The following is a 21,897-nucleotide window of genomic DNA, read 5'->3' as shown; positions in this document are numbered from 1 at the left end:
TTATTCCAGTAAATTACTCATGCTCCTTACGCTCACGGCCAGCGTGGAGGTGTTGTGCAGCAGCGCAGAGGTTGCGGGCTGCAGGACGCCTCCGGCTCCCAGAGCGATCAATCCGGAGTTAAAGCCGACAATGAAGCGATAGTTCTTGCTGATGCGTTTCATCAGGCTGTCACTAAGCAGCTTCAAGGTAACCACTCCGAAGAGGTTGTCTTCGCCAATAATGATATCTGCGATTTCTCTGGCAATTTCAGCTCCGTCGCTGATAGCTATTCCTACGTCGGCGGCAGATAGGGCGGGAGAATCGTTAATGCCGTCCCCTACCATAATCACCTTTTTTCCCTCAGCTTTTTCTTTTTCAATATATTTCGCCTTGTCTTCGGGAAGTACCTCTGAATAGTATTCATCTACACCCACCATCTTTGCGATAGAGGCAGCAGTGCGTTCGTTATCGCCAGTCATCATGACTATCTTGTTTATTCCGGCTTTTTTCAAGGAGTTGATGATTCCCTCGGCTTCTTCTCTGAGAGGATCTTCTATGCAGATGACTCCTGCCAGCTTGTTGTCTATGGCAAGGTATAGGTGAGATTGTTCTTCGGGCAAATTACGGAACTTCTCCTCCGTACCCTGAGGAAGTTCGCAGCTCTCATCCTCGAACACGAAGTGGTGGCTGCCGATAATCGCCTTTTTATCGCCTATAAAAGTAGAAATACCGTGTGCGACAATATAATCTACCTTAGAGTGCATTTCTTCATGCTCCAGATTCCTTTCCCTGGCAGCGTTTACTACGGCTTTAGCCATGGAATGAGGAAAGTGCTCTTCCATGCAGGCAGCCATCCGAAGCAGCTCGTCGGGAGAATCTCCATTAAAAGAAACCACATTGATAACAGTGGGCTGGGCCTTGGTAAGGGTACCGGTCTTATCGAAGACGATGGTATCTGCATCCGCTATAGCCTCCAGATATTTACCGCCTTTTACGGTGATATTGTAAAGGCTGGCCTCACGGATGGCTGACAGAACGGATATCGGCATACAAAGCTTTAGGGCACAGGAAAAGTCTACCATTAATATTGCCAGCGCTTTCGTCACATTTCTTGTCAAAAGATAGGTAAGGGCAGTTCCTCCAAGAGTATAAGGTACCAGCTTATCCGCCAGATGGGCAGCTTTGCTTTCCAAAGCAGATTTTAATTTTTCCGATTCTTCAATCATTGTTACAATTTTCTGGAACTTGGTAGTGTTCTTCGTCTCTTTTACCGTAATGGTAAGCCCGCCTTCTTCTATCACGGTACCCGCATATACATAGCTGTCTTTGCATTTCCTTACCGGTACGGATTCTCCGGTAAGGGAAGCCTGATTTACCATCGCTTCTCCCGCAAACACCTCTCCGTCAAAAGGAACCACATTTCCCATATGGACCAGAACCTTATCCTCCGCTTCGATTTCTGTGGATGGAACCAATATTTCCTGGCTATTTCTAACGAGCCAGACCTTATCGATATTAAGTGCCATACTTCTGGCGAGGTCCCCTACCGATTTTTTGTGAGTCCATTCTTCTAAAAGCTCGCCGATACCCAAGAGAAACATAATCGAACCAGCGGTTTCTATGTCGCTGCGCAAGACAGATACTCCGATAGCTGTAGCATCCAGAACGGATACCTCGACTTTTCCTTTGGAAAGAGATTTTATGCCCTCATATATGTATTTTATAGATTTTATTCCGGTATAGCACACCCTGAGAGGATAGGGAAGAAACAGTTTTCTTCCATAATGGAAGAGTACTTTATTTATCAGTTTTTCTTGATATTTGGTATTCAACTCTCTTCCTGAATTTTCCAAAACGCTTGGAGGAACCACCACCTTTTCATAATGGAAATCCTTAAGTGCCCTTATCATATCATCTCTGGAGCCTACATAGGAAATAGCCGCGCCGCCGGTTCTGTCATATACCTTGGCATAAATGACATTTTTTAAATTATGCAGATAATATAGCAGGGTATCTGCCTGTTCATATGTCATTTTATTGCTGCCGGCATGGATGCGCATACGGCCTTTTATCTCATGTTCAATTATAAACCTCAATGTGTTCTCCTTTCAAAAAACACCTACAGAAGTTCTGTAGGCGTTTTCTGTTACTATTCACATTGTTACGGTTTATAGCAACACTGTAAATAGTAACCGTTTATCTGCTTTTGTAATTCCGTCGCAGCCCTTAGGTTTATTCTTCGCCGTCGGCAATTTCTTCCCCGGACGTTCTGTCTTCATTTATCTGTTTTGCTTCAGCTAAAATATCTTCAGCATTCTCCTGAACAGTAGTGACTGTCTGCATCACGCATTCCTTTGCCCGCAAAACTGCAGCCGTACAGTTTGTATATACTTTCTTCGCATCCTTGCTTGAGAGTATTTTAATTCCGGCGGTTCCGAATAAAACTCCCGCCGCAAAAAGTCCCGTTTTTTTCGCATCAATTTTTTTTAAACATTCGAGCATTTTTAAATACCTCCTCTTTCGTAATTATTTGTGTTTATGTCCGGTGTATATTGTCATTATGAGGCAGAATACCATCGCCCACGCCCAATATTTATGGTGCTTCATTTCTCTTCCTCCTTAGTATAATAACAAATGATCGGTGTCATTATATTATAACTGGGCCGATTGTCGATTGCTAATAATTTCCTATTATTGATAAATTTTATCAATAAACTTATAACTTATTTATTTCATTATTATTTTCTTACTATATAATTATTATAATAAAGTATTCTCATATTTTAAACAATCGAAAGATTTCCCCTTTTCTTTCATTTTATCGCTTTATGTGGTAATATTTAAAAGTAATAAAAGTTTAATGAACTTTTAACGTAATAGGGGAGAATTAATACAATGGATATAAAGTTAAAAAATATCATGAAAGAAGTGTTTGGAAAAGCTACTTTTCATTATAAAAAGCATCCGATACTTTTATGCATGGTTCTTAGTTTTGCTATTCTGGCTGTCCCGGCAGTCGTTGTGTTCATTTCAGAACTATTGAATCATAGGCTAGAGCGGGATAGCTTAACCATATATTTTATAGTTTTTGCCCTTATTTGGATATTTGTTGGAATACCCTTGTTACTGACCGCAATAAATATGGTCGCTTTATTTTTAAAAAACCCCTCTCCTGAGCTTTCGATCAGCAGCAGGAAAATAGAGGCGCTTACTATTATTCTTGGAATTACTTATTCCATTATTTACGCAGGTTCTGGTTTTTCTAATATAACTATCAACGATTGGTGGATGGAAGCCCGTAATTTCGAGAAGCATTCGCCTGTTCTTACGGAGACTCTGCCTACCATAATAACTATTGCCGGGGTTTCTCTGTTGGGATATGTCATCGCCCGCTATGGCAGACTGGAAAAGCTGCCGCCCTTAGTTCTTACCTTCTGCATTGCCGCCATGTATCTGGGAGCAGCGCAGTGTATTCTCTGGGTCGTGCAAATATGGGAAATGGAATATGATAGCCTGTTCTTTAGCTTGTTTCCATTTAATTACATACTTATCGTAATGAAGACGGTAAAGGAGCTTGTATTTAGATGGCGGGAGCTTCAGGTTTCAGATGTGAGCCAGACGAAGGAATCTCTTTCTTTTATCCGGTCATGGCTGATGAATTCATCCAGGTGGCCTATCGTGGGACTGGTACTTACCATTCCGCTTTTGGGAATTTTAATCGTGATCCTGATACTGTTCGGGCAGGCGCCTGACAGCTTTATAAAGGCTTGGACGGAGACGGCGGATTGGAGCTTGTCCAGGAGGGTAGCACCACAAAATGTTATGTTCGACGAACACTATTTATGCACGGTAGCAGCAGGCGGGCATAAGAGAGTGGTGAAGCCTTTAAGGCTTGGGGTGAGGCACGGACATGAAGTCATCGTTAACAGACAGCTTTGCGTTGCCAATGCATTTGAGCAGGTTCTTGAGGAAAAGACTCCTCGTCTGCACGGAATAGTAAGGGGCGCTTACGATAAATATGGTTATCCGATTGCGAAGAATGTAAAATCGCCGTTTATGGCAGATTTGATTTATTATATTATGAAGCCGGCGGAATGGTTTTTTCTGATGGTCATTTATCTTTGTGACAGCAAGCCGGAGAATAGAATCGCACTGCAGTACATCCCCAAGCCTCATATGAGGATCAGGGAAATAAATTAATAATAGTAAAGAAGGGAAGACGTATGAAAAAGTTATTAATGTTACCTATAAGTTTGGTTCTGTGTCTGACGCTGATAACCGGCTGCGGCAGCCAAGCGGGAAGTTCTGCACAGAGCCAGTCGGAGGAGACCTTAGGGGCTGAGAGTCAGGCTTCTGGTGAAGAAGTTCAGGTGGAAGACTCTTCCAAGGCACAGGAAGAGCCTGCTCCCGAAGAAATTGCGGATGCAACAGATACCGCAGATACAACAGTTCGGGTTATGGCATTGAAGGGGCCTACGGCTATGGGCCTGGTCGAGCTTATGAATGAAAGTGAAACCGGTGTTGTGAATGGAAACGATTATGAGTTTACCATCGCAGCTTCCGCGGATGAGGTAACACCCAAACTGGTTCAGGGAGAGACGGATATCGCGGCGGTTCCTGCCAATCTCGCTTCGGTGCTCTATAACAATACCGATGGACAGATACGGGTGCTTGCTATCAATACCTTGGGTGTAATCTATATCGTGGATACGGGCGATACAGTACATTCGGCAGCGGATCTGAAGGGAAAAACCATATATGCCAGCGGAAAAGGTGCGACCCCGGAATATGCCTTAAACTATATACTTATAAAAAATGGAATCGACCCGGAAAAGGATGTAACGATTGAATGGAAATCCGAGCATGCGGAATGTGTAGCGGCGCTTGCGGCCTCTGAAGATGAAGGAATCGCGCTGCTTCCCCAGCCCTTCGTTACGACAGCGCAGATAAAAAATGACAGAATACGTATTGCGCTCGATCTGACTCAGGAGTGGGACAAGCTGCAGAAGGATGAGGAGACGCCCAGCGCCCTTCTTACCGGAGTCATTGTGGCGAGAGCTGATTTCATAGAAGAGCATCCTGAGGCGGTAAGTGCCTTTATGGATTCCTATAAGAAATCCGTAGACTATGTGAACGGAAATGTGGAGGAGGCGGCGAAGCTTATCGAGAAATTTGATATCGTTCCTGCCGCTGTAGCGCAAAAGGCGCTGCCGTACTGCAATATTACATTTATCGAAGGCGCAGAAATGAAAGATAAACTATCGGGATATTTGAGCGTATTGTTGGAACAGAATGAGAAGTCCGTGGGAGGAGAGATTCCGGCTGATGACTTTTACTATGAAAGACAAGGGAAATAGATCAAAAATAAAAATATGGGCTGTTTTGCTTTGGCTGCTCATGTGGGAGATAGCGGCGCGCTCTATTGGGCAGGAGATACTTTTGGTATCTCCTGCTGTCGTATTGTTTAAATTCCTGCAATTGATGCTCACCCTTTCGTTCTGGCAGTCCATTGCCTTTTCCCTCCTTCGCATTATAGGAGGGTTCTTGTTGGCTTTGTGTGCCGGGGTGATATTGGCAGGAATCAGTTCTATGAATACTTTTATCAAGGAGCTGATGAGGCCTCTTATCGCGGTAATAAAGGCGGTACCCGTAGCGTCCTTTATCATCCTCGTATTGATATGGGTGCCCTCCCGTAACTTATCGGTGGTTATTTCTTTTCTCATGGTACTGCCGGTAGTCTATCAGAACATTCTGGAGGGTATAGAGAGGATGGACGGACAGCTCCTGGAAATGGCTCAGGTCTTTCAGGTACCTTATGGAAAACGCCTCAGATATATATACCTTTCCCAGATTATGCCCTTTTTCAAAACGGCGGCCTCTCTGTCTCTGGGATTGTGCTGGAAGGCGGGGGTGGCGGCGGAGGTGATAGGGATTCCGAGGGGCTCTATCGGAGAGAAGCTGTATGAAGCGAAGATTTATCTGCAGACGCCGGATTTATTTGCATGGACATTTACTATTGTTCTTTTGAGTGTAGGTTTTGAGAAGATATTTCTTCTTTTTGTGGATAAGTTGGTCAAAAAAGTGGAGAGAGGTTGAAAACCCGGGGAAAAATCCAAGGAGAGCTGTAAGAAATGGATATTGATATCATTAATTTGTCAAAAAAATACGGGGAAAAAGAGGTACTTCGTAACTTCTCCATCAGAATAAGTGAGGGGGCAGTTACTTCTGTTATGGCGCCTTCCGGCGCAGGGAAGACTACGCTTCTTAAGATTCTTGCGGGGCTTGAGAAAGCGGATGAAGGAAGCGTTACAGGGATGGAAGGCAGCAGGATTGGAATGGTATTTCAAGAGGACAGGCTTTGCGAGAATCTGAACGCGATTGCCAATATCCGCCTCGTATGCGACAGCAGGGTAACCGTGCCGCAGATCGAGAAGGAGCTGCGAAGAGTAGGCCTTGAGGGAAGTGAAAGGCAGCCCGTCAGGGAGTTGTCCGGCGGCATGCGCAGAAGAACCGCTTTGGTGCGGGCTTTGCTATCTCCTTATGATATTCTGATTCTGGACGAGCCTTTTAAAGGGCTGGATGAGCATAAAAAAAACGAGGTCATGAGTTACACCCTGAAGAAAAGTATGGGCAAAACGGTCATATTGGTGACCCACGATGAAAAGGAAGCGAAATTTATGGGCGGGAAAATCATATATATGAATGATAATAATTATAGGACAAATTAGTATTATTTGGAAGCGCTTATTTCATAACGAAGAGAAGAAAAGTACATATAATAAAATAACTTTATTATTAAGGATATCGTTATGTTCTATATTACTTCCTCAGATAATGTAAAAATAGCAGTGTATAATTATGATTGCGGCGGTACCCATACGGTTTTTCTTATTCACGGCTGGCCGCTCTCTCATAAAATCTATGAATATCAGGTTGAAAAGTTAATTGCCTGCGGTTATCGGGTAGTGGCGCTCGATTTAAGAGGATTCGGCAGCTCAGATGCACCAGCCTGCGGTTATTCTTATGACCGGATGGCAGCGGATATTTATGGAATTATTACGACGCTGCGCCTTACGGATATTGTTTTGGTGGGATTCTCCATGGGTGGGGCGATTGCACTCCGGTACATGAACATATATCAGGGATACGGAGTAAAGCAGTTGATTTTGTTAGCGGCAGCGGCACCTTCCTGGACGCAGCGCACCGGTTATCCCTATGGACTTACGAGAAGTTATGTGGATGGATTAATTGAGCAGGTACGTACCGACAGGCCGAAGCTCGCTTATGAATTTGCGCATAACCAGTTATTTGCGTCTCCTCAAAGTGAAGCAGCTAAAAATTGGTTTGAAGATATTGCACTTTCTGCATCGGGGATCGGTACTTTGAAAGCAATCATTTCCCTTCGGGATGAGGACGGAAGAAAAGATCTGGCGACGGTATGTGTGCCTACGGCAATTATACATGGCGCCAAAGATGTTGTTGTATCTAACGATCTTGCGAGAATTCAGCATAGAGGTATTCGTGGTTCCAGGTTGTACACTCTTGAAAACAGCGGTCACGGAATTATGTATGATGAATTGGATAAATTTAACCGGATATTTATTAGTATAATTGATGAAGTATGGAAATAGATTTAAAAAACCGACAAAAGCGTCCCGCCAGCTTTCGCTTACTTAATTTCCTGTAAACGGAAGACGGCGGGACTGTCAATGGTGGCCTGTAATATCGGATATCGGGACTGTTAATGGTGGCCTGTAATATCGGATATCGGAACTGTTAATGATGGCCTGCTATATAGAATTTCGGGTCTATCAAAGGGAAGAAATCACAGTCATGCATGCTTATAAAATTTTTTGGCAATTTAATTAATAAAAGGGTATATTTCTTGACATTTATATGAAAAGTATTCAAAATGAAAGAAATAGATATACTGGGATAGGACTGTTTTGCAAAGGAAAAGGTATTTTACATGAATTATATAGTGTTTGATTTAGAATGGAATCAAAGCAATACCGGAAAAGATGAAGAAGTAAAAACTGTCCCTTTTGAAATTATAGAAATCGGTGCTTTGAAGCTGAATAACGATTTTGAAATTACCGGGGAGTTCAACCGGTTGATAAAGCCTCAGATTTACCATGAAATGCACCATATCACGAAGAAATTGATACATTTACGGATGGAAGAGCTGGATAACGAGCGCTTCTTTAACGAAGTAGTACAAGATTTTCTTACGTGGTGCGGAACAGATTACATGTTCTGTACGTGGGGGCCTTTGGATTTAACGGAGCTTCAGAGGAACATGCGTCATTATCATATGCCGCTGCTTTCGGACAGGCCGCTGAAATTTTACGATGTGCAGAAGCTGTTCAGCATCTGCTTTGAGGACAAGAAGTCCAGAAGAACCTTGGAGTATGCGATTGACTTTCTGAATATAAGAAAGGATATTCCCTTTCACAGAGCCTTCAGCGATGCATATTATACTGCCAAAATACTGGCCCATATCGACAAGGAACTGCTGGGCAATGTTTCCTTTGACGTTTTTGTGGCACCGAGAAATAAAAAAGAAGAAGTATATGCAGTGTTCGATAATTATACGAAGTACATTTCCAGAGAATTCGACAGCAAACAGGACGTGCTGGATGACCGGGAAATCATGAGTACGAAGTGTTATCTTTGCAGGAAGAATATCAAGCGTAAAATTAAATGGTTTACTCCTAACGGAAAACATTATTACAGCGTGGGCTATTGCAATAACCACGGTTTCATGAAGGCTAAGGTGCGCATCAAGAAATCGGAGAACGATAAAGTATATGCCATAAAGACAACGAAATTCATATCGGAAGAGGATGTGCTCGAAATCAGGGAGAGGCAGGGACGGGCGAGGCAGCAGAAAAAAGAAAGAAATAAGTACGGCAGGTAAAAAATAAGAGGGCGTCCCAAAAGTCGCAAAATGGTGAAACACCTTTATGGCTTTTAGGACGCCCTTATTTTATCGCCCGATTCAATCTAAAGATCAAAATCCTTGTACTGGGAACGCATTCTGTCTTTTCGCCTGTTTTTTCTCCGCAGGCGGTTTCTGCGCCTTTTGGCGAAGCTGTAATTCTGTATGACGGACTTCACTACAAACAGGAAAATAAGTATGCCCGCTACGATAAGAATAAAGGAAAGGACCCTTTTCACATTGACGAATATGATATTCTCCTGAGGTTCCTCGTTCTGTGCTTCCGGCGCGTCGTAAGCGGTGCCTTCTATGGAGGTGTCGAAATCGTAGGAGGATTCGGTATTGAGAGCGATATCTACAGTTGCGCTTCCCACGTATACGCCGTTATAGGTATAATCGATCTTGGCAATCTGGCTGTCATCATCCACATTATAGGAGATAGAGGATTGCGTATCCTGGAAAACTGCAGTCTTCGGGAGCACGAGGTAGCTGCCCTTGTTCAGGGACAGAACCGGCTTGGAACTGCCGAAGATGTCGTTATCTGTCTGGAAAAAGTCGGCATTATCTATGTTATAGTTTTTCTCGTTTTCCGATACGTTGACGATTTCAAAATTGTTGAAGCCGTACTGAAACAAATCCACCGTGTCCGTAAACTGATGAGGGGATTCTTCCTTCATAATGACGCAGATGAGCTTCATACCGTTTCGCTCCGCACAGCTTACCAGTGTCTGTCTGGCGTTGTCCGTGTAGCCGGTCTTGCCGCCGATGATGCCTTCGCAGGGATATTCATTATTCACGATCTTGTGGTGCGTGCGAAGAATGAAATCGTCCGGCTGTGTGGCGGTAGGCTCGAAATGATAGGAAGGCATACCTGATATTTTTGCCAGGAGTTCATTCTTATAAAAAGCCCGGGCGATGGTGGCGAGGTCATAGGCAGAGGTATAATGGTTGTCGTCATGCAGGCCGTTGGCATTAGCGAAATGGGAATCGGTACAGCCCAACTCTTTGGCTTTTTCATTCATCATTTCTGCAAAGCCCTCGATGCTTCCTCCCACATGCTCTGCTGCCGCATTAGCTACCTCATTGGCGGAACCGATAAGGATTCCGTATAAGCATTCCTCCATAGAAATAGACTGTCCCTCATCCATACCCATATTCGAGCTTCCCCTGGGAATGGAGAAAACGGCATTGTGAGAGAAGGTGACCATTTCGTCCAGGGAGGAATTCTCCGCTGCGATCAAGCAGGTAAGAATCTTGGTGGTACTGGCGGGATATAGCTGCTCATGAATATTCTTGCTGTATAAAATTGCTCCTGTATTGGCTTCCATGACAATGGCTGATTCGGCACCGATTTGGGGACCTGTGGGCCAGTTCTCTATTTCGTTGGATTGGATGGGGAGAGTTTTTCTATTCTCCACAGCTTCTGTAAGCGCGTCCAGGCTGACGGCTTGTACATATGCGATATCCGTTGCAAAGGCGGAAGAAAGTATGATAGCTGACAGAGTAAAAAGACAGAGGTTTTTCTTTAATTTATGAAAACGAAAGGGCTCCTTTTTCAGCCCGGTGTGATTAAAAGACATAAACTGACACTCCTATTCAAAATTTAAACGTTACTTTTAATAATACACTATTTTAATTAAAAACCAAAGATAATTGCAAAAAAAATATTATTTAATAAATAAAATCATCGCGTTCGGTTGGGGCTTTTCATTTATCGCTTTGTGGTGTAAAATGAAGCATAAGAAAATTAAGGAGCGGCTTTATGCGTTTACGGAACATATCAGGCTCGAGGGAAATCATCGGCGAAAGCGAATTTGCCGTTAGGGAGCCGGAGAAGCAAAAGGGAAACTGGCAGAATGTTTTTTGTAACAGCCAGCCCATACACATCGAAATAGGAATGGGAAAAGGCCGTTTTATTATGGATATGGCGAAGGCTCATCCGGATATTAATTATATCGGGATTGAAAAATATTCCAGTGTTTTGCTGCGGGCTATACAGAAGATGGGGCAGCAGGAAGCTCTGCCCAATGTCCGTTTTGTACGGATGGATGCCGAGACCATTACGGAGGTCTTCGCAGAAGAAGAGGTAGAGAGGATTTTTCTCAATTTTTCCGATCCGTGGCCCAAGGACAGACATGCCAAGCGGCGTCTGCCGTCCCGGGAATTCCTTGCCCGCTACGATAAGATACTGACAAAAGAAGGACAGCTGGAATTCAAGACGGATAATAAGGATTTGTTCCTCTTTGCTTTGGATGAGTTAGAAGATGCCGGCTGGAGAGCTGAGAAGGTGACCCGTGACCTGCATCGGGACGAGGAGATGATGCAGGGAAATATAATGACTGAATATGAAGATAAATTTTCTTCTTTAGGTAATCCTATTTACAAATATATTATTGTGAGGTAGAAAGAGAGGTTTCAATATGGAATACAAATTTACAACGGCAAATTTCGAGGAAGAGGTCCTGAAATCGGATATTCCGGTATTGGTAGATTTTTTTGCAGACTGGTGCGGACCGTGTAAGATGATGGCGCCCGTGGTAGAGGAGCTTGCCGGAGAGCTGGAAGGAAAGGTAAAGGTAGGTAAGTGTAATATAGATGAGGAGATGGAGATAGCGCAGAAATATCGCGTGATGTCCATACCTACGTTTATCGTATTTAAAGGGGGAGAAGCGGTGAGCGTAACCGTTGGAGGAGTATCTAAGGCGGATTTGGAGAATAAACTGCAAGAGGCGCTGACGAAGTAATTGAAGTTTTAGAAGGTTAAGAACACTCGCTCAGCGGGTGTTTCTTTATACTTCGGTCAACAGGAAAGGCATGGACATTTTAATGAGCGAGTATAGGAAAAAACGTGTGAGGTACAACAAGAAGCATGTAGCGGTGGTGGCCGGAGCCGGAGCCGGGATCCTGCTTGTGCTGATACTTGTTGTCATTTTGGTAAGGTCTGTATTTTTCGGAGAAGAGAAGGATACGGAGGTAGCCGCCGTTCAGGTACTTGAGGAGACTCAGAAACCGGAGGAAGGGGAGCCTTTAGAGGATGCGGACTCGGAAACCCCGGCGGAGACAGAAGATTTTCATGTAGCCGCCGATGTAGCGGAGATGGACGATGAAGAGGATCCGCAGGAAGCGGAGAGTATGAATGAAGACGGGGCAGGAGCAGCGTCGGATATAAGTGCGGTGATCAAAGGGGCCAATGAAACAGGAGAGGTTTCCTATGGAATCGACGTGGCTAAGTGGCAGGGCACCATAGACTGGCAGCAGGCAGCAGATTCCGGCGTGGAATTTGCTATTATCCGCGTGGGTTACCGTACCCAGAAGACGGGAATCATTATGGAGGACCCGTTAGCGAAGTACAATATGCAGCAGGCGAAAGAAGCAGGACTCCAGTTGGGTGTTTATTTCTTTTCCACTGCAGTGACGGAGGAAGAAGCGAAAGAGGAGGCGGCATGGGTAACGGGATTCATCGCTCAATACCCGATCACTTATCCGGTGGTTTATAACTGTGAAGGCTTTCAATCTTCGGAAAGCAGGCAGTATGGATTGGATAAAAGCGCGCGGAGCGATTGTGCGATTGCCTTTTTGGATTATGTGCAGAGCAAAGGTTATACTCCTATGTTCTATGCTGCAAAAAATGAAATGCAAGGAAATACGTTATGGGATACGGACAGGCTTACCAGCCGATATAAAATATGGGTATCCCAATACCCGGATGTTCCTTATCCTCAGACGGTATCCTCCAGCTATAGCGGCACGCACGCCATGTGGCAGTATACAAGCCAGGGCACGGTGCCCGGTGTTCCCAAAGGCGTGGATATGAATGTGGCTTATTTCAGTTACAGCCAGGCGGCGGAAGCGGTGGATGATACTCCCTATGAAGCGGTAGAAGCAGATCCTGAAGCACTGCTTAATATGACGGAAGTAAATGAGCAGGTAACGGCAAAAATAGAGATAAATCTTCGTTCGGTACCGAGTACAGCCAGCGGAGACACGATTGTAGGAAAATTAAAAAATAAAGAAACGGCAACGAGAACAGGAATATCTTCAAGCGGCTGGTCGAGACTCGAGTATAACGGACAGAAGGTATATGCGGTAAGCAACTACCTTACTACTGAACTGGACTATGAGGCTCCGGCTTCGGCTGTACAGCCGGCCTCCATTTATCAGCCGGTAAACGAGGCGGTAACGGCGAAGAAAGTTACCAACTTAAGGAGTGCGGCAAGCTCGTCGAGCGATGATACGATAGTGGCGGTGCTTCATAATGGTGAGACTGTGACGCGTACCGGAGTCGGAAGCAATGGCTGGTCACAGGTGGACTATAACGGACAGACCTTATATGCCATCAGCAGTTATCTCACCACCGACCTCGGATATGTGCAAACGTCTCCCGATACTTCGGTTTATACGGATGTTAATGAGCAGGTGACACCAAAAATCGAATGTAATCTCCGCACGGAACCGAGTACGGCGAATGAAGGTACGGTAGTGGCGACGATAAGAAATGGAGATGTGGTGACCAGAACGGGAATTAATGGGAATACGGGATGGTCGAGACTCGATTATAACGGACAGACAGTATATGCGGTGAGCAGTTATCTGACACCGGTACAATAGCCTTAACGGGTCGTTGGAAAGTAGGTGGCAACCTATGGAACAGCGGCCTGTTTTTTTGTTCAATTTTCTGAAATATGATATATGACCCATTTTATGCATGTTATTTTTGCATAGTAAAAACCCATATTTGCAATGTTATATAGTAATTTACCACAATATAATGGTAGATTTGATAAACACCGGCAGCATTGCAAAGTAAATTACTTTCAAATATAATTCATTTAGGCATTGAATTAATTTTTTATAAAATGCTGATAAATTTCAGATTAAAATTATGGCTGATGAGATAGGAAAGCAATATTAAAAGAGTATCGGAAAATTGTTATGGAATAAATGCAATTAGTTAACAAAATCGCGAGGGTTGCATTAAGCTGTTTTTTCCGATAAGCGCATCATGGCCTTATAATTTTTATGGATTTTATTGGCGTAAAATTTATACGGGAGGTATAGCTATATCGCATTATTTTTTATATATGCGGTAGACACATAGAAAGGAGCAAATGAATGAAAAATAAACTTAATTTAAGAGGAAAGCTCCAAACATTTTCAGGGGCGATGATGGTACCAGTAATCCTTTTGGTTATCGTTGGTTTTTACGTCGGTATAGGAAGTGCATTTACCAATTATATCATTCCAAAAGGCAATATAATATACACTATTTTTGATATGTTTTCCGGTATTGGTTTTATGATTATGAGGTATCTTCCATTATGGTTTGCGGTCGGTATTGCATTTACCCTTTCCAAGAAAGAAAAGGGATGGGGTGCGTTAGCAGGTTTGTTCCTGCTGTTCGCTTTCAATAAATGCATATCTGTTTATGCAGGTTCCATGGGCTGGGATGAAACGACAACAACAGTAGATAATCTTTTAGCTTTGGGATATACGCAAACGGCTGCTTTAAACTTTAATTCCATGTGGGCCTCGGTTGCAGGCATATTTACCTTTGATATGGGTATTTTCAGCGGTTTGATTTGCGGGTTAGTGGCGGCATGGGCAAATAACAAGTGGAATGAAAAAGAACTTCCTATGATGTTTTCTTTCTTTTCAGGAACCAAGTTCGTTATCTTGATGCTGTCATTGATATCTGTTCCGATGGCTATCATTGCATATTATGTATGGCCTGTGGTTGCCGACGGATTACACTTTTTAACGAACTTCATTACCTCTTCCGGATTAACCGGAACTTTTGTATTCGGAACACTCGATAAATTACTCCTGCCTTTCGGTATCCATCACTTAATTGCATTTCCGATTGAGTATACCCGTGTGGGGGGTACGATGACGATTGACGGAACTCTTTTCGAAGGAGTAAAAAATATTATTGTCGGGCAGTCCGGTTCGGCTGACGCAACGGGATATATAGTAAGAAACTTTACGTCGGGCCGCGTTTTATTCCAGCTTGCCGGCCTTCCTGCAGTCGGCTGTGCAATTTATGCTACAGCCAGAAAAGAAAACAAAAAGAAAGTACTTTCTATTGTTTTGCCGGCGGTAGTAACAATGATGATGGTCGGTATCTCCGAACCGATTGAATATACATTCTTATTTGTTGCGCCGGTTCTTTACTTTGCTGTTTATGCACCTATTTGCGGGCTGACCTATGTCTTAACGGAAATAACGCAGGTATCTATTAATGGAAATGCTTTATTATTCATGATACCTAATCTCCTGCAGCCTCAAAAGGTTCATGCGATGTCTCTCCTTTATTTGTTGCCGCTGACATTTGCTGTTTATTTCTTCTTATTTAGGTTCTTAATTGTAAAATTTAATTTAAAGACACCGGGACGCGAAGCAGCAGAGCAGGAAATTAAGTTTATGAGCAAAAAAGAATATAATGAGATAAAGAATACAAACAAAGCAGTTGAGGATAAAGAACCAAACGATAGTAAAAGCCTTCCGGAGAGAATAGTAGACGCATTTGGAGGCGCACAAAATATTGTGGAAGTATCCTGCTGCGCGACACGGCTGCGTGTCACCGTGAAAGATCAGGAATCTGTTGCGGATGATAAAACCTGGAAAAACGATTTGGAAGCATTGGGCGTTGTAAAAAATAATAAGTATTATCAGATTATTTACGGGACACACGTTACAACATTAACGACTAAGGTAAAGGATGTCCTTGAAAAAAATTAATGCCATCATGATTTCATTGATCCATGAAAATCAGTGAATGGAAATAAACCCCCTTGTTGAGTGGCAGATTCTTCTGCCACTTAATACATTGTGGAAAGAAAAGGGAAAAGTATCTTCCATAGGAGAAAATATGCCATGAAAACAACAAAAGACTATTTAAAAAACGGACTGGATGATTATAAGGAGCAAATTCTGTATGATATCGGACGGCTGGTAGCTGTTCCTTCTGTATATGATAATGCCACAGCAGCTTCCGGCAGACCTTTTGGAGCAGAAATAAGAAAGGCTTTCGACTTAATCATTGAGATGGCAGAAAAATTTTCCCTGAAATGGCAGGATTTTGACGGATATGCATTGCATATAGATTATGGCGAAAACAGTGAAGTATTAGGTATATTAACCCATACTGATGTAGTACCATGCAAGGATTCCTCCCAGTGGCTATCGGAGCCGTTTACCTTAAGCGTAAGAGACGGCTTTATGTATGGCAGAGGAGTTAATGATGATAAATCTGCCATAATAGGCATATTGTACATTATGCGGCTATTAAAGGAAGCAGCTTATCAGCCTTCTAAAAAAATAAGGCTGATAATAGGAGGAGCAGAGGAAACGACTTGGGAATGTATGGATTATTATTTAAAAAGAAATGCACCTCCTCAGATGTCTTTTTCTCCCGATTGCGATTTCCCGGTAGTGAACTGTGAGAAAGGAGTGCTTCGGGGCGAATTCAAAAAAGTCTATGATAAATCTGATAGGGTGCAGAAAAGAAACGCCGAGGTTCATCAACTAATACGGATGGAATCGAATATAAGCCATAATTATACTCTTCACAGGCTGAAAGTGACAATCCGCACAGCAGATATATCTGCCGTAGAAAATTGTGCTGTCCATGCGGTAAAAGTAACCTCCGACGCAGATATCATAACCTTGACCTATCTTTCACCAAGAAATCTTTCCAGGAATCCCCAACGGGCAGTCCATGCGGCGCATGAATTTGCCAGGGATTTTATTGCATGTACCGGTATAGATTATAATTTCTACAGCATATTGGAGCGGGTTATGCAATGGTTTCAGAAGGAACCTTATGGGGCGGGTTTTGGGATAAAGCACCATCATTCTGAAACAGGTGACCTTACGATGGCGCTTTGTTATCTTTCTTATACGGATACGGAAAAGGAGCTTCTTATGGGCTTTGATATACGCTATCCGATGGGTATCGAGGAAGACTGCATTTTGGCGCATCTCAATGAAGAAGCAGCAAAGGAAGGCTTTCAAACAATAGTAATTCAAAAGAAGAAAAGGCTCTATGTTTCTCCTGACGATAATCTCGTTCATATTTTATTGGATTCCTATGAATCGGTAACAGGGGAAAGACCGCTGCCGGTAACAAAAGGGGGAATCAGTTATTCCAGAGCTGTTCCGAATTGCGTGGGATTTGGACCGAGTTTTCCCCGGGAGACACCCAATTCACATGGAGAAAATGAATGCATGAAAATTGAAAGTTATTTTAAGGCACTGGATATATACGCTGAAGCAATTATAAGATTGAATGAGGATCAGACTGACGCAGCATCTCTATATTAGGTTCCGGGAAGGGATATTGTATAATATTTACTATAATAAAGCGAAAATATTAAGGTGCTTGTAATATCAAGGTAAATTGATAAATTAAACATATTGTTCATAAATTACCACTGAAAAAAGGTAATTTTTGAGCATACCGGCTGCGTTGACGCAGGATATGGTTTTGTGTAATATAAATATATAAAAGTTAATTCAATCCTTGCCGGGATAAATATCCTTGTTGATATTTAAAGAAATATAGAACTGATAAAAAATAAAAATCAAAAGATGGAGGATCTATTATGAAACATATTAAAATTGCAGCAGGTCTGGCACATGTTAATTATGGGAATATTGCAGGAGTGGTTAAGGAGGCAATGGATGCAGGAGCGGATTATGTTCACTCTGATGCAGCCGATATGTATAATCTTAGAAATCTGCAGCTTATGGGAGGGCATCAAATTATTGACGGTATCAGGCCAATAACGGATAAAATGATAGAATGCCATATATATACGGTAGAATGTGACAGGTTATTCATAGAAAAATTAGCGAGGGTAGGATGCAATATGCTGATACTTCCCGCAGAACAATTCCTCGGGGCTCCCTTGGCTTATATCATTAATTACTGCAGAGAATTCGGAATGAAGATAGGTCTGGCGGTGGGCTGCTACACACCATTATGCTTTGTGGATGAAGCGATTTATGATATTGACCGTTTGCATATCGTTACTCATGGAGTTGATGAGACAGATGGACAGGATAACTGGGGCTGGAGAAAAAGCTCATTGGATATGGTAAAAAGAGCAAGAAAAATGATCGATGAAAAAAATCCGGGCTGTGAACTGGCGATCGATGGAGGACTGCGTCATGATAATATGGAAAAATTGATCGAGTGCAATCCGGATGTTATCGTTCTTTCTTCCGCTATTTTTAAGGATGAGGAAGGAATTGCCGCAGGGGTTAAGAAATGCAGAAAAGCGATCGATGAAGCGGCAGAGAAATTTGGTTTGGAATAAATATGATAAAAGAAAGGTTGATTGATTATATACTGATTACTCTGTCCAGTGTGCTTATGGCCTGTGCTGTAAATTTCTTTTTTGCGGAGCATACATTGGCACCGGGCGGAATAACCGGCATATCTATTATCATAGCTGAAGTTACAAAAATACCGATGTCCTATGCTTCTCTTGCCATTTCCGGCCCCTTGTTAATTTTGGGAGTAGTATTTTTGGGAAAGAGCTTTGGAATCAAAACGTTATATATTACCTTTGCCACTCCGGTTTTTTTGAAAATAATACCAGAAATTCATGTAACGAACAGCCTGCCGGCAGCGGCAATTGCCGGAGGCTTGCTGGTAGGAGCCGGAATCGGACTTGCCTTGATAAGAGGCTGTGCCACCGGGGGAACCGACTTGATGGCATTGCTGCTGAATAAAATAATCAGGTTCTTAAAACTGCCGGTGATTCTGTTTCTGTTAGATGGCACGGTTGTTATACTTTCCGGTATTATAAGCCGGGATTATACGGTGGCAATCTTTTCGCTCGTTTCCTTGTTCGTTATCATACAAACGATTAACGTTATAACATCAAAATTCGGTTTGAAGCAGCAGCCTGCATCTGCATAAGAAAAATAAAACATAACAAAAGCTTTGCCTTTTATTTATTGATTGTCAGTGAATTTTTCCTGGAATAAATCATTTTAATAATAGATTTTAACCGTACGATATCCTGCTTGTTCAATAGAGAGGAAATGTTGATAACATCGATCTCAGTATTTATTTTAAGCGGGACCGTAGTAATGATCAAGTCGATGTCTTTCAAGTCATTACTGCTGATATAGGTAGAAGATTTTGTATAAACGATATCAAGCTCATTCATTTCATGACTGAGCTTGTTTTTTAAAAGCTTTGCTTCTCCGGTACTGCCGTGGCAGATTACCACCGTTTTTAATTTTTTCTTTGACCGTTCAATGGCGGAGGCCAAATGGAGTGTAATATATCCAATCTCATCATCACTGATTTTGTGGCATAAATAATCTTCCAAAATAAAAATAGAATCCTTAACTACGCGGAAAGTATAAGGATAATATTTTAGGATTTCATCTAAGATCGGATTTTTGGCAGTTAATCCGTACCGAACACCATTTATTACAGGCTTCAGATGCATACTGAGGGAATGAAATAATTCGTTATCCTGGGTTAAGGGTAACCTTAAAGTATTGCTCCAATAAGAAGCCAGCTTCCGGGAGAGATTTTCCGCTTCCATAAATTCTTCAGAATTAAAATTCTCCACATCCGGGTGGAGGCCGGGAGAACAGTCGGTTTTTGAACATAGGATATGAAGTGCCAGATTATATATTTCATCTGGAGGAAAGGTAATGCTGAATACTTCCTCAATGCTGTGACCTATCCTCTTTGCAATAAGAAATTCCTCGGTATGGTCAATCTTCTGTTTGGTATCAGAGGACAAGCGGATATATTTTCCTATGGACATTCTGGTAGTTGCAACAGAGATATCCACGATAAACGTAAGAAGCGCTTCATCCGTAAGGTGGTAGGAAATCAGTTCCGGTATACCGAAAACTGTGTTTTTAAGTTTCAGAATATCGAAGTTAGTTAATTTTCGGAATAATTTTAAAGTATCGGAGGCAGGTGACGTCTCTTCATTCAGGATTGCCTGAAGCTCTAAATATTGCTTGTGGGAACAGATTAAATAGGACATCGCATTCCTAATATCATTTTCATTGCCATTGATTTCAATACCATAATTTGTCTTCCTGATCAACTTTATATTGTAATTGCAAAGCCATTCATCCGCAGCGAGTAAATCCTTGTGTATGGTAGCTCTGCTTACGTAAAGGTGGCTTGCCAGTTCCTTAATGCGAAGCCTTGAATTGCGAGAAAATAATTGGGATAGAATATAGTTCATCCTGTCTTCGGGAGAATATTCCTGGATATTGTGGGTCTTTGCGGCAAGGTCGTTCAGAACCTTTAATTTGATTTCTTCGTCACCACGGATAGCGATGCCGACACCAATTTTTTTATCTAGAGAGAGATTCAAGTCTTTAATCCAAGGCTCCAGTATTATCAAGTCATTTCTTACGGTCTTATTACTGCAGCTTAAGGTAGTGGCTATATCGCTAACTGTAATATAAGCATTTTTACTCAAAAGCAGCTCTGCTTCCTGTAATAATCTTTTATTCATTTTATAGCCATGCTCCTTTCAAAATACGGAATTAAAATAAAATTACCACATTAATGTGAGGAATAAACAAAAAATATATCTTCTATAATTCCCTTAATAATCGGTGTTATTCTCAATTATAGCATAATTGTTTACATATTGCCACATAATTTGGTTAAATTTAGTTACCGGCTGTGAGGTTGAAAGGAGATACAGGGACGGATATAATTATTTCATAAGATAAATAAGCAAAAAGATGCTTTAAAGAACAGGAGAAGTTTTTGAACTTGCCATGCGCGGCGTTCACACGCAGAAAGAGAGGAAATTATGTTTCAATATTATCAGCCTTCAAAAATTATATTCGGACAGGGTGAGCTGGAAAAGCTGCCCGAGGTTGTTTCCGGATACGGGAGCAGGTGCCTGTTGGTTACAACACCCCATGCAGAACCTCTGGACAAGCTTTTTAACAGAGTAAAGGAGTTATTGTCTTCAGCAGATATTGAGGTAATTCATTTTGATAAAGTATTGCCCAATCCCACCGTAGAGATTGTAAATGAGGGACATGAGGCGGCCAGAGCGGGAAAAGTTGATTTTGTACTGGCGGTAGGAGGAGGTTCGAGCATTGATACGGCAAAAGTCATCGCGTTAACGAATGGATTGAGTTCTATTGACTGGGATGATTTGCTGACAAATTACTCCAATCCTTTTGCACATTATGAGGCACTCAGCGATAAAAAGCTGCCTTTAATTGCTGTTCCGACAACTTCAGGAACAGGAAGCCAGGTAACGCAAGCAGCAGTTATTACAAGAGGAAAAGAAAAAATTACAATATTCCATCAGGATAATTTTTCAAAACAGTGTATTATAGATCCTGAGCTGATGGCGACACTTCCGTGGAAAGTGACAGCGGCCACCGGATTTGATGCTTTTACACATGCTTTTGAGAGCTATATTAATAAAAAAGCATCCGCATTTACAGAAATACAGAGTTTAAAGGCTATGGAGCTGGTTATTCGTTTCCTGCCCAAGGCATTGGAGGAGGGAAAAAATATAGAATACAGAAAGCAGCTCGCAATTGCGGATACATTAGCCGGATGCAGTTTAGCAAATTCAGGAGCTTCTGCGCCTCATCCGCTTAGTGAAATAATCGGGGGTGTAACGAATATAGCTCATGGCGAAGCGCTGGCAGTTGTTTTTCCGGCCTTCCTTAAAAAGGCATGGAGGGATTATACTTCAAAGTTTGCCCGGGTGGCCCGTCTGTTTAACCAGGAATTGGAAGAGGCAGAAGAGGAAACGGCGGCTGAAGCGCTGCATGTTGAAGTGGCTTCCTTTCTAAAAAAAGTTGGGTTATGCAAGAGCTTAAAGGAATTCGATGTAACAGAAGAACAACTGAGTATAATCTTAGAAAACCCGGTTTTAGGGTTCCTGCCGTTTGGGAATAAAGAATGGCTTCAGGATATTATAAGAGATTCGTTCGAAGAAAAATAGGA

Annotated in this window: 19 protein-coding genes; 14 read left to right on the top strand and 5 right to left on the bottom strand. The window is 42.4% G+C overall.

Features of this window, described 5'->3' with window-relative positions:
• The 3 genes from CC90_RS0115810 to CC90_RS25305 form a co-directional block, all read right to left on the bottom strand.
• Entirely contained in the window at window positions 1–2,076 is a 2,076-nt protein-coding gene (locus CC90_RS0115810; protein WP_031391709.1) for a heavy metal translocating P-type ATPase, read from the bottom strand.
• A 136-nt stretch (window positions 2,077–2,212) separates the two neighbouring features.
• On the bottom strand, window positions 2,213–2,482 hold the full coding sequence (locus tag CC90_RS0115805) for a DUF6110 family protein (RefSeq protein WP_051869672.1): 270 nt from the start codon (window positions 2,480–2,482) through the stop codon (window positions 2,213–2,215).
• Between the two features lie 24 nt (window positions 2,483–2,506).
• Window positions 2,507–2,587 carry a DUF6219 family protein gene (locus CC90_RS25305; protein ID WP_408606123.1) on the bottom strand — a complete coding sequence of 27 codons (81 nt, stop codon included), beginning with the start codon at window positions 2,585–2,587 and terminating at the stop codon, window positions 2,507–2,509.
• A gap of 288 nt (window positions 2,588–2,875) precedes the next feature.
• Here CC90_RS25305 and CC90_RS0115795 point away from each other — a divergent pair, with 288 nt between their 5' ends.
• From CC90_RS0115795 to CC90_RS0115770, 6 genes are all read left to right on the top strand, one after another.
• The gene (locus CC90_RS0115795) at window positions 2,876–4,180 is read left to right on the top strand and encodes a DUF6688 domain-containing protein (protein ID WP_051869668.1); all 1,305 of its coding nucleotides are present in this window, start codon (window positions 2,876–2,878) and stop codon (window positions 4,178–4,180) included.
• Window positions 4,181–4,203: 23 nt separating this feature from the next.
• A complete protein-coding gene (locus CC90_RS0115790) occupies window positions 4,204–5,337 on the top strand; it encodes an ABC transporter substrate-binding protein (protein WP_031391706.1) in 1,134 nt (377 codons plus the stop codon).
• Window positions 5,306–6,076: an ABC transporter permease gene (locus tag CC90_RS0115785; RefSeq protein WP_035315778.1), complete on the top strand. Its 771-nt coding sequence runs from the start codon at window positions 5,306–5,308 to the stop codon at window positions 6,074–6,076. Before CC90_RS0115790 ends, CC90_RS0115785 begins: the two co-directional genes overlap by 32 nt.
• Before the next feature lie 35 nt (window positions 6,077–6,111).
• On the top strand, window positions 6,112–6,708 hold the full coding sequence (locus CC90_RS0115780; protein WP_031391704.1) for an ATP-binding cassette domain-containing protein: 597 nt from the start codon (window positions 6,112–6,114) through the stop codon (window positions 6,706–6,708).
• A gap of 81 nt (window positions 6,709–6,789) precedes the next feature.
• A complete protein-coding gene (locus CC90_RS0115775; RefSeq protein ID WP_031391703.1) occupies window positions 6,790–7,611 on the top strand; it encodes an alpha/beta fold hydrolase in 822 nt (273 codons plus the stop codon).
• 338 nt (window positions 7,612–7,949) lie between these two features.
• Window positions 7,950–8,900, top strand: a complete 951-nt coding sequence (locus tag CC90_RS0115770) for a 3'-5' exonuclease (RefSeq protein ID WP_031391702.1) — start codon at window positions 7,950–7,952, stop codon at window positions 8,898–8,900.
• A gap of 86 nt (window positions 8,901–8,986) precedes the next feature.
• Here the strand turns inward: CC90_RS0115770 and CC90_RS0115765 are convergent, their stop codons facing one another.
• Window positions 8,987–10,501 carry a D-alanyl-D-alanine carboxypeptidase family protein gene (locus CC90_RS0115765; RefSeq protein WP_035315776.1) on the bottom strand — a complete coding sequence of 505 codons (1,515 nt, stop codon included), beginning with the start codon at window positions 10,499–10,501 and terminating at the stop codon, window positions 8,987–8,989.
• A 182-nt stretch (window positions 10,502–10,683) separates the two neighbouring features.
• Between CC90_RS0115765 and trmB the strand changes: the two genes are divergently transcribed.
• From trmB to CC90_RS0115725, 7 genes are all read left to right on the top strand, one after another.
• The gene (gene trmB / locus CC90_RS0115760) at window positions 10,684–11,325 is read left to right on the top strand and encodes a tRNA (guanosine(46)-N7)-methyltransferase TrmB (protein ID WP_031391700.1); all 642 of its coding nucleotides are present in this window, start codon (window positions 10,684–10,686) and stop codon (window positions 11,323–11,325) included.
• 16 nt (window positions 11,326–11,341) lie between these two features.
• Window positions 11,342–11,665 carry a thioredoxin gene (gene trxA, locus CC90_RS0115755; RefSeq protein WP_031391699.1) on the top strand — a complete coding sequence of 108 codons (324 nt, stop codon included), beginning with the start codon at window positions 11,342–11,344 and terminating at the stop codon, window positions 11,663–11,665.
• A 106-nt stretch (window positions 11,666–11,771) separates the two neighbouring features.
• The gene (locus tag CC90_RS22525; protein WP_132038540.1) at window positions 11,772–13,529 is read left to right on the top strand and encodes a GH25 family lysozyme; all 1,758 of its coding nucleotides are present in this window, start codon (window positions 11,772–11,774) and stop codon (window positions 13,527–13,529) included.
• A gap of 504 nt (window positions 13,530–14,033) precedes the next feature.
• Entirely contained in the window at window positions 14,034–15,659 is a 1,626-nt protein-coding gene (locus CC90_RS0115745; RefSeq protein ID WP_031391697.1) for a PTS transporter subunit EIIC, read from the top strand.
• A 135-nt stretch (window positions 15,660–15,794) separates the two neighbouring features.
• Window positions 15,795–17,243: a Sapep family Mn(2+)-dependent dipeptidase gene (locus CC90_RS0115735; RefSeq protein WP_031391696.1), complete on the top strand. Its 1,449-nt coding sequence runs from the start codon at window positions 15,795–15,797 to the stop codon at window positions 17,241–17,243.
• Between the two features lie 281 nt (window positions 17,244–17,524).
• Entirely contained in the window at window positions 17,525–18,241 is a 717-nt protein-coding gene (locus CC90_RS0115730) for a ribulose-phosphate 3-epimerase (protein WP_031391695.1), read from the top strand.
• Window positions 18,242–18,243: 2 nt separating this feature from the next.
• On the top strand, window positions 18,244–18,849 hold the full coding sequence (locus CC90_RS0115725; RefSeq protein ID WP_031391694.1) for a YitT family protein: 606 nt from the start codon (window positions 18,244–18,246) through the stop codon (window positions 18,847–18,849).
• 31 nt (window positions 18,850–18,880) lie between these two features.
• Here the strand turns inward: CC90_RS0115725 and CC90_RS0115720 are convergent, their stop codons facing one another.
• On the bottom strand, window positions 18,881–20,428 hold the full coding sequence (locus CC90_RS0115720) for a BglG family transcription antiterminator (protein WP_031391693.1): 1,548 nt from the start codon (window positions 20,426–20,428) through the stop codon (window positions 18,881–18,883).
• A 306-nt stretch (window positions 20,429–20,734) separates the two neighbouring features.
• On the opposite strand from CC90_RS0115720, the gene CC90_RS0115715 reads away from it, so the two are divergent.
• Window positions 20,735–21,895 carry an iron-containing alcohol dehydrogenase gene (locus tag CC90_RS0115715; protein ID WP_031391692.1) on the top strand — a complete coding sequence of 387 codons (1,161 nt, stop codon included), beginning with the start codon at window positions 20,735–20,737 and terminating at the stop codon, window positions 21,893–21,895.
• The last annotated feature ends 2 nt before the right edge of the window (window positions 21,896–21,897 follow it).

The organism is Kineothrix alysoides (genome assembly GCF_000732725.1).
In the GTDB taxonomy this organism is placed as follows: Bacteria; Bacillota; Clostridia; order Lachnospirales; family Lachnospiraceae; genus Kineothrix; species Kineothrix alysoides.
This window is presented reverse-complemented; position numbering and strand designations above follow the sequence as displayed.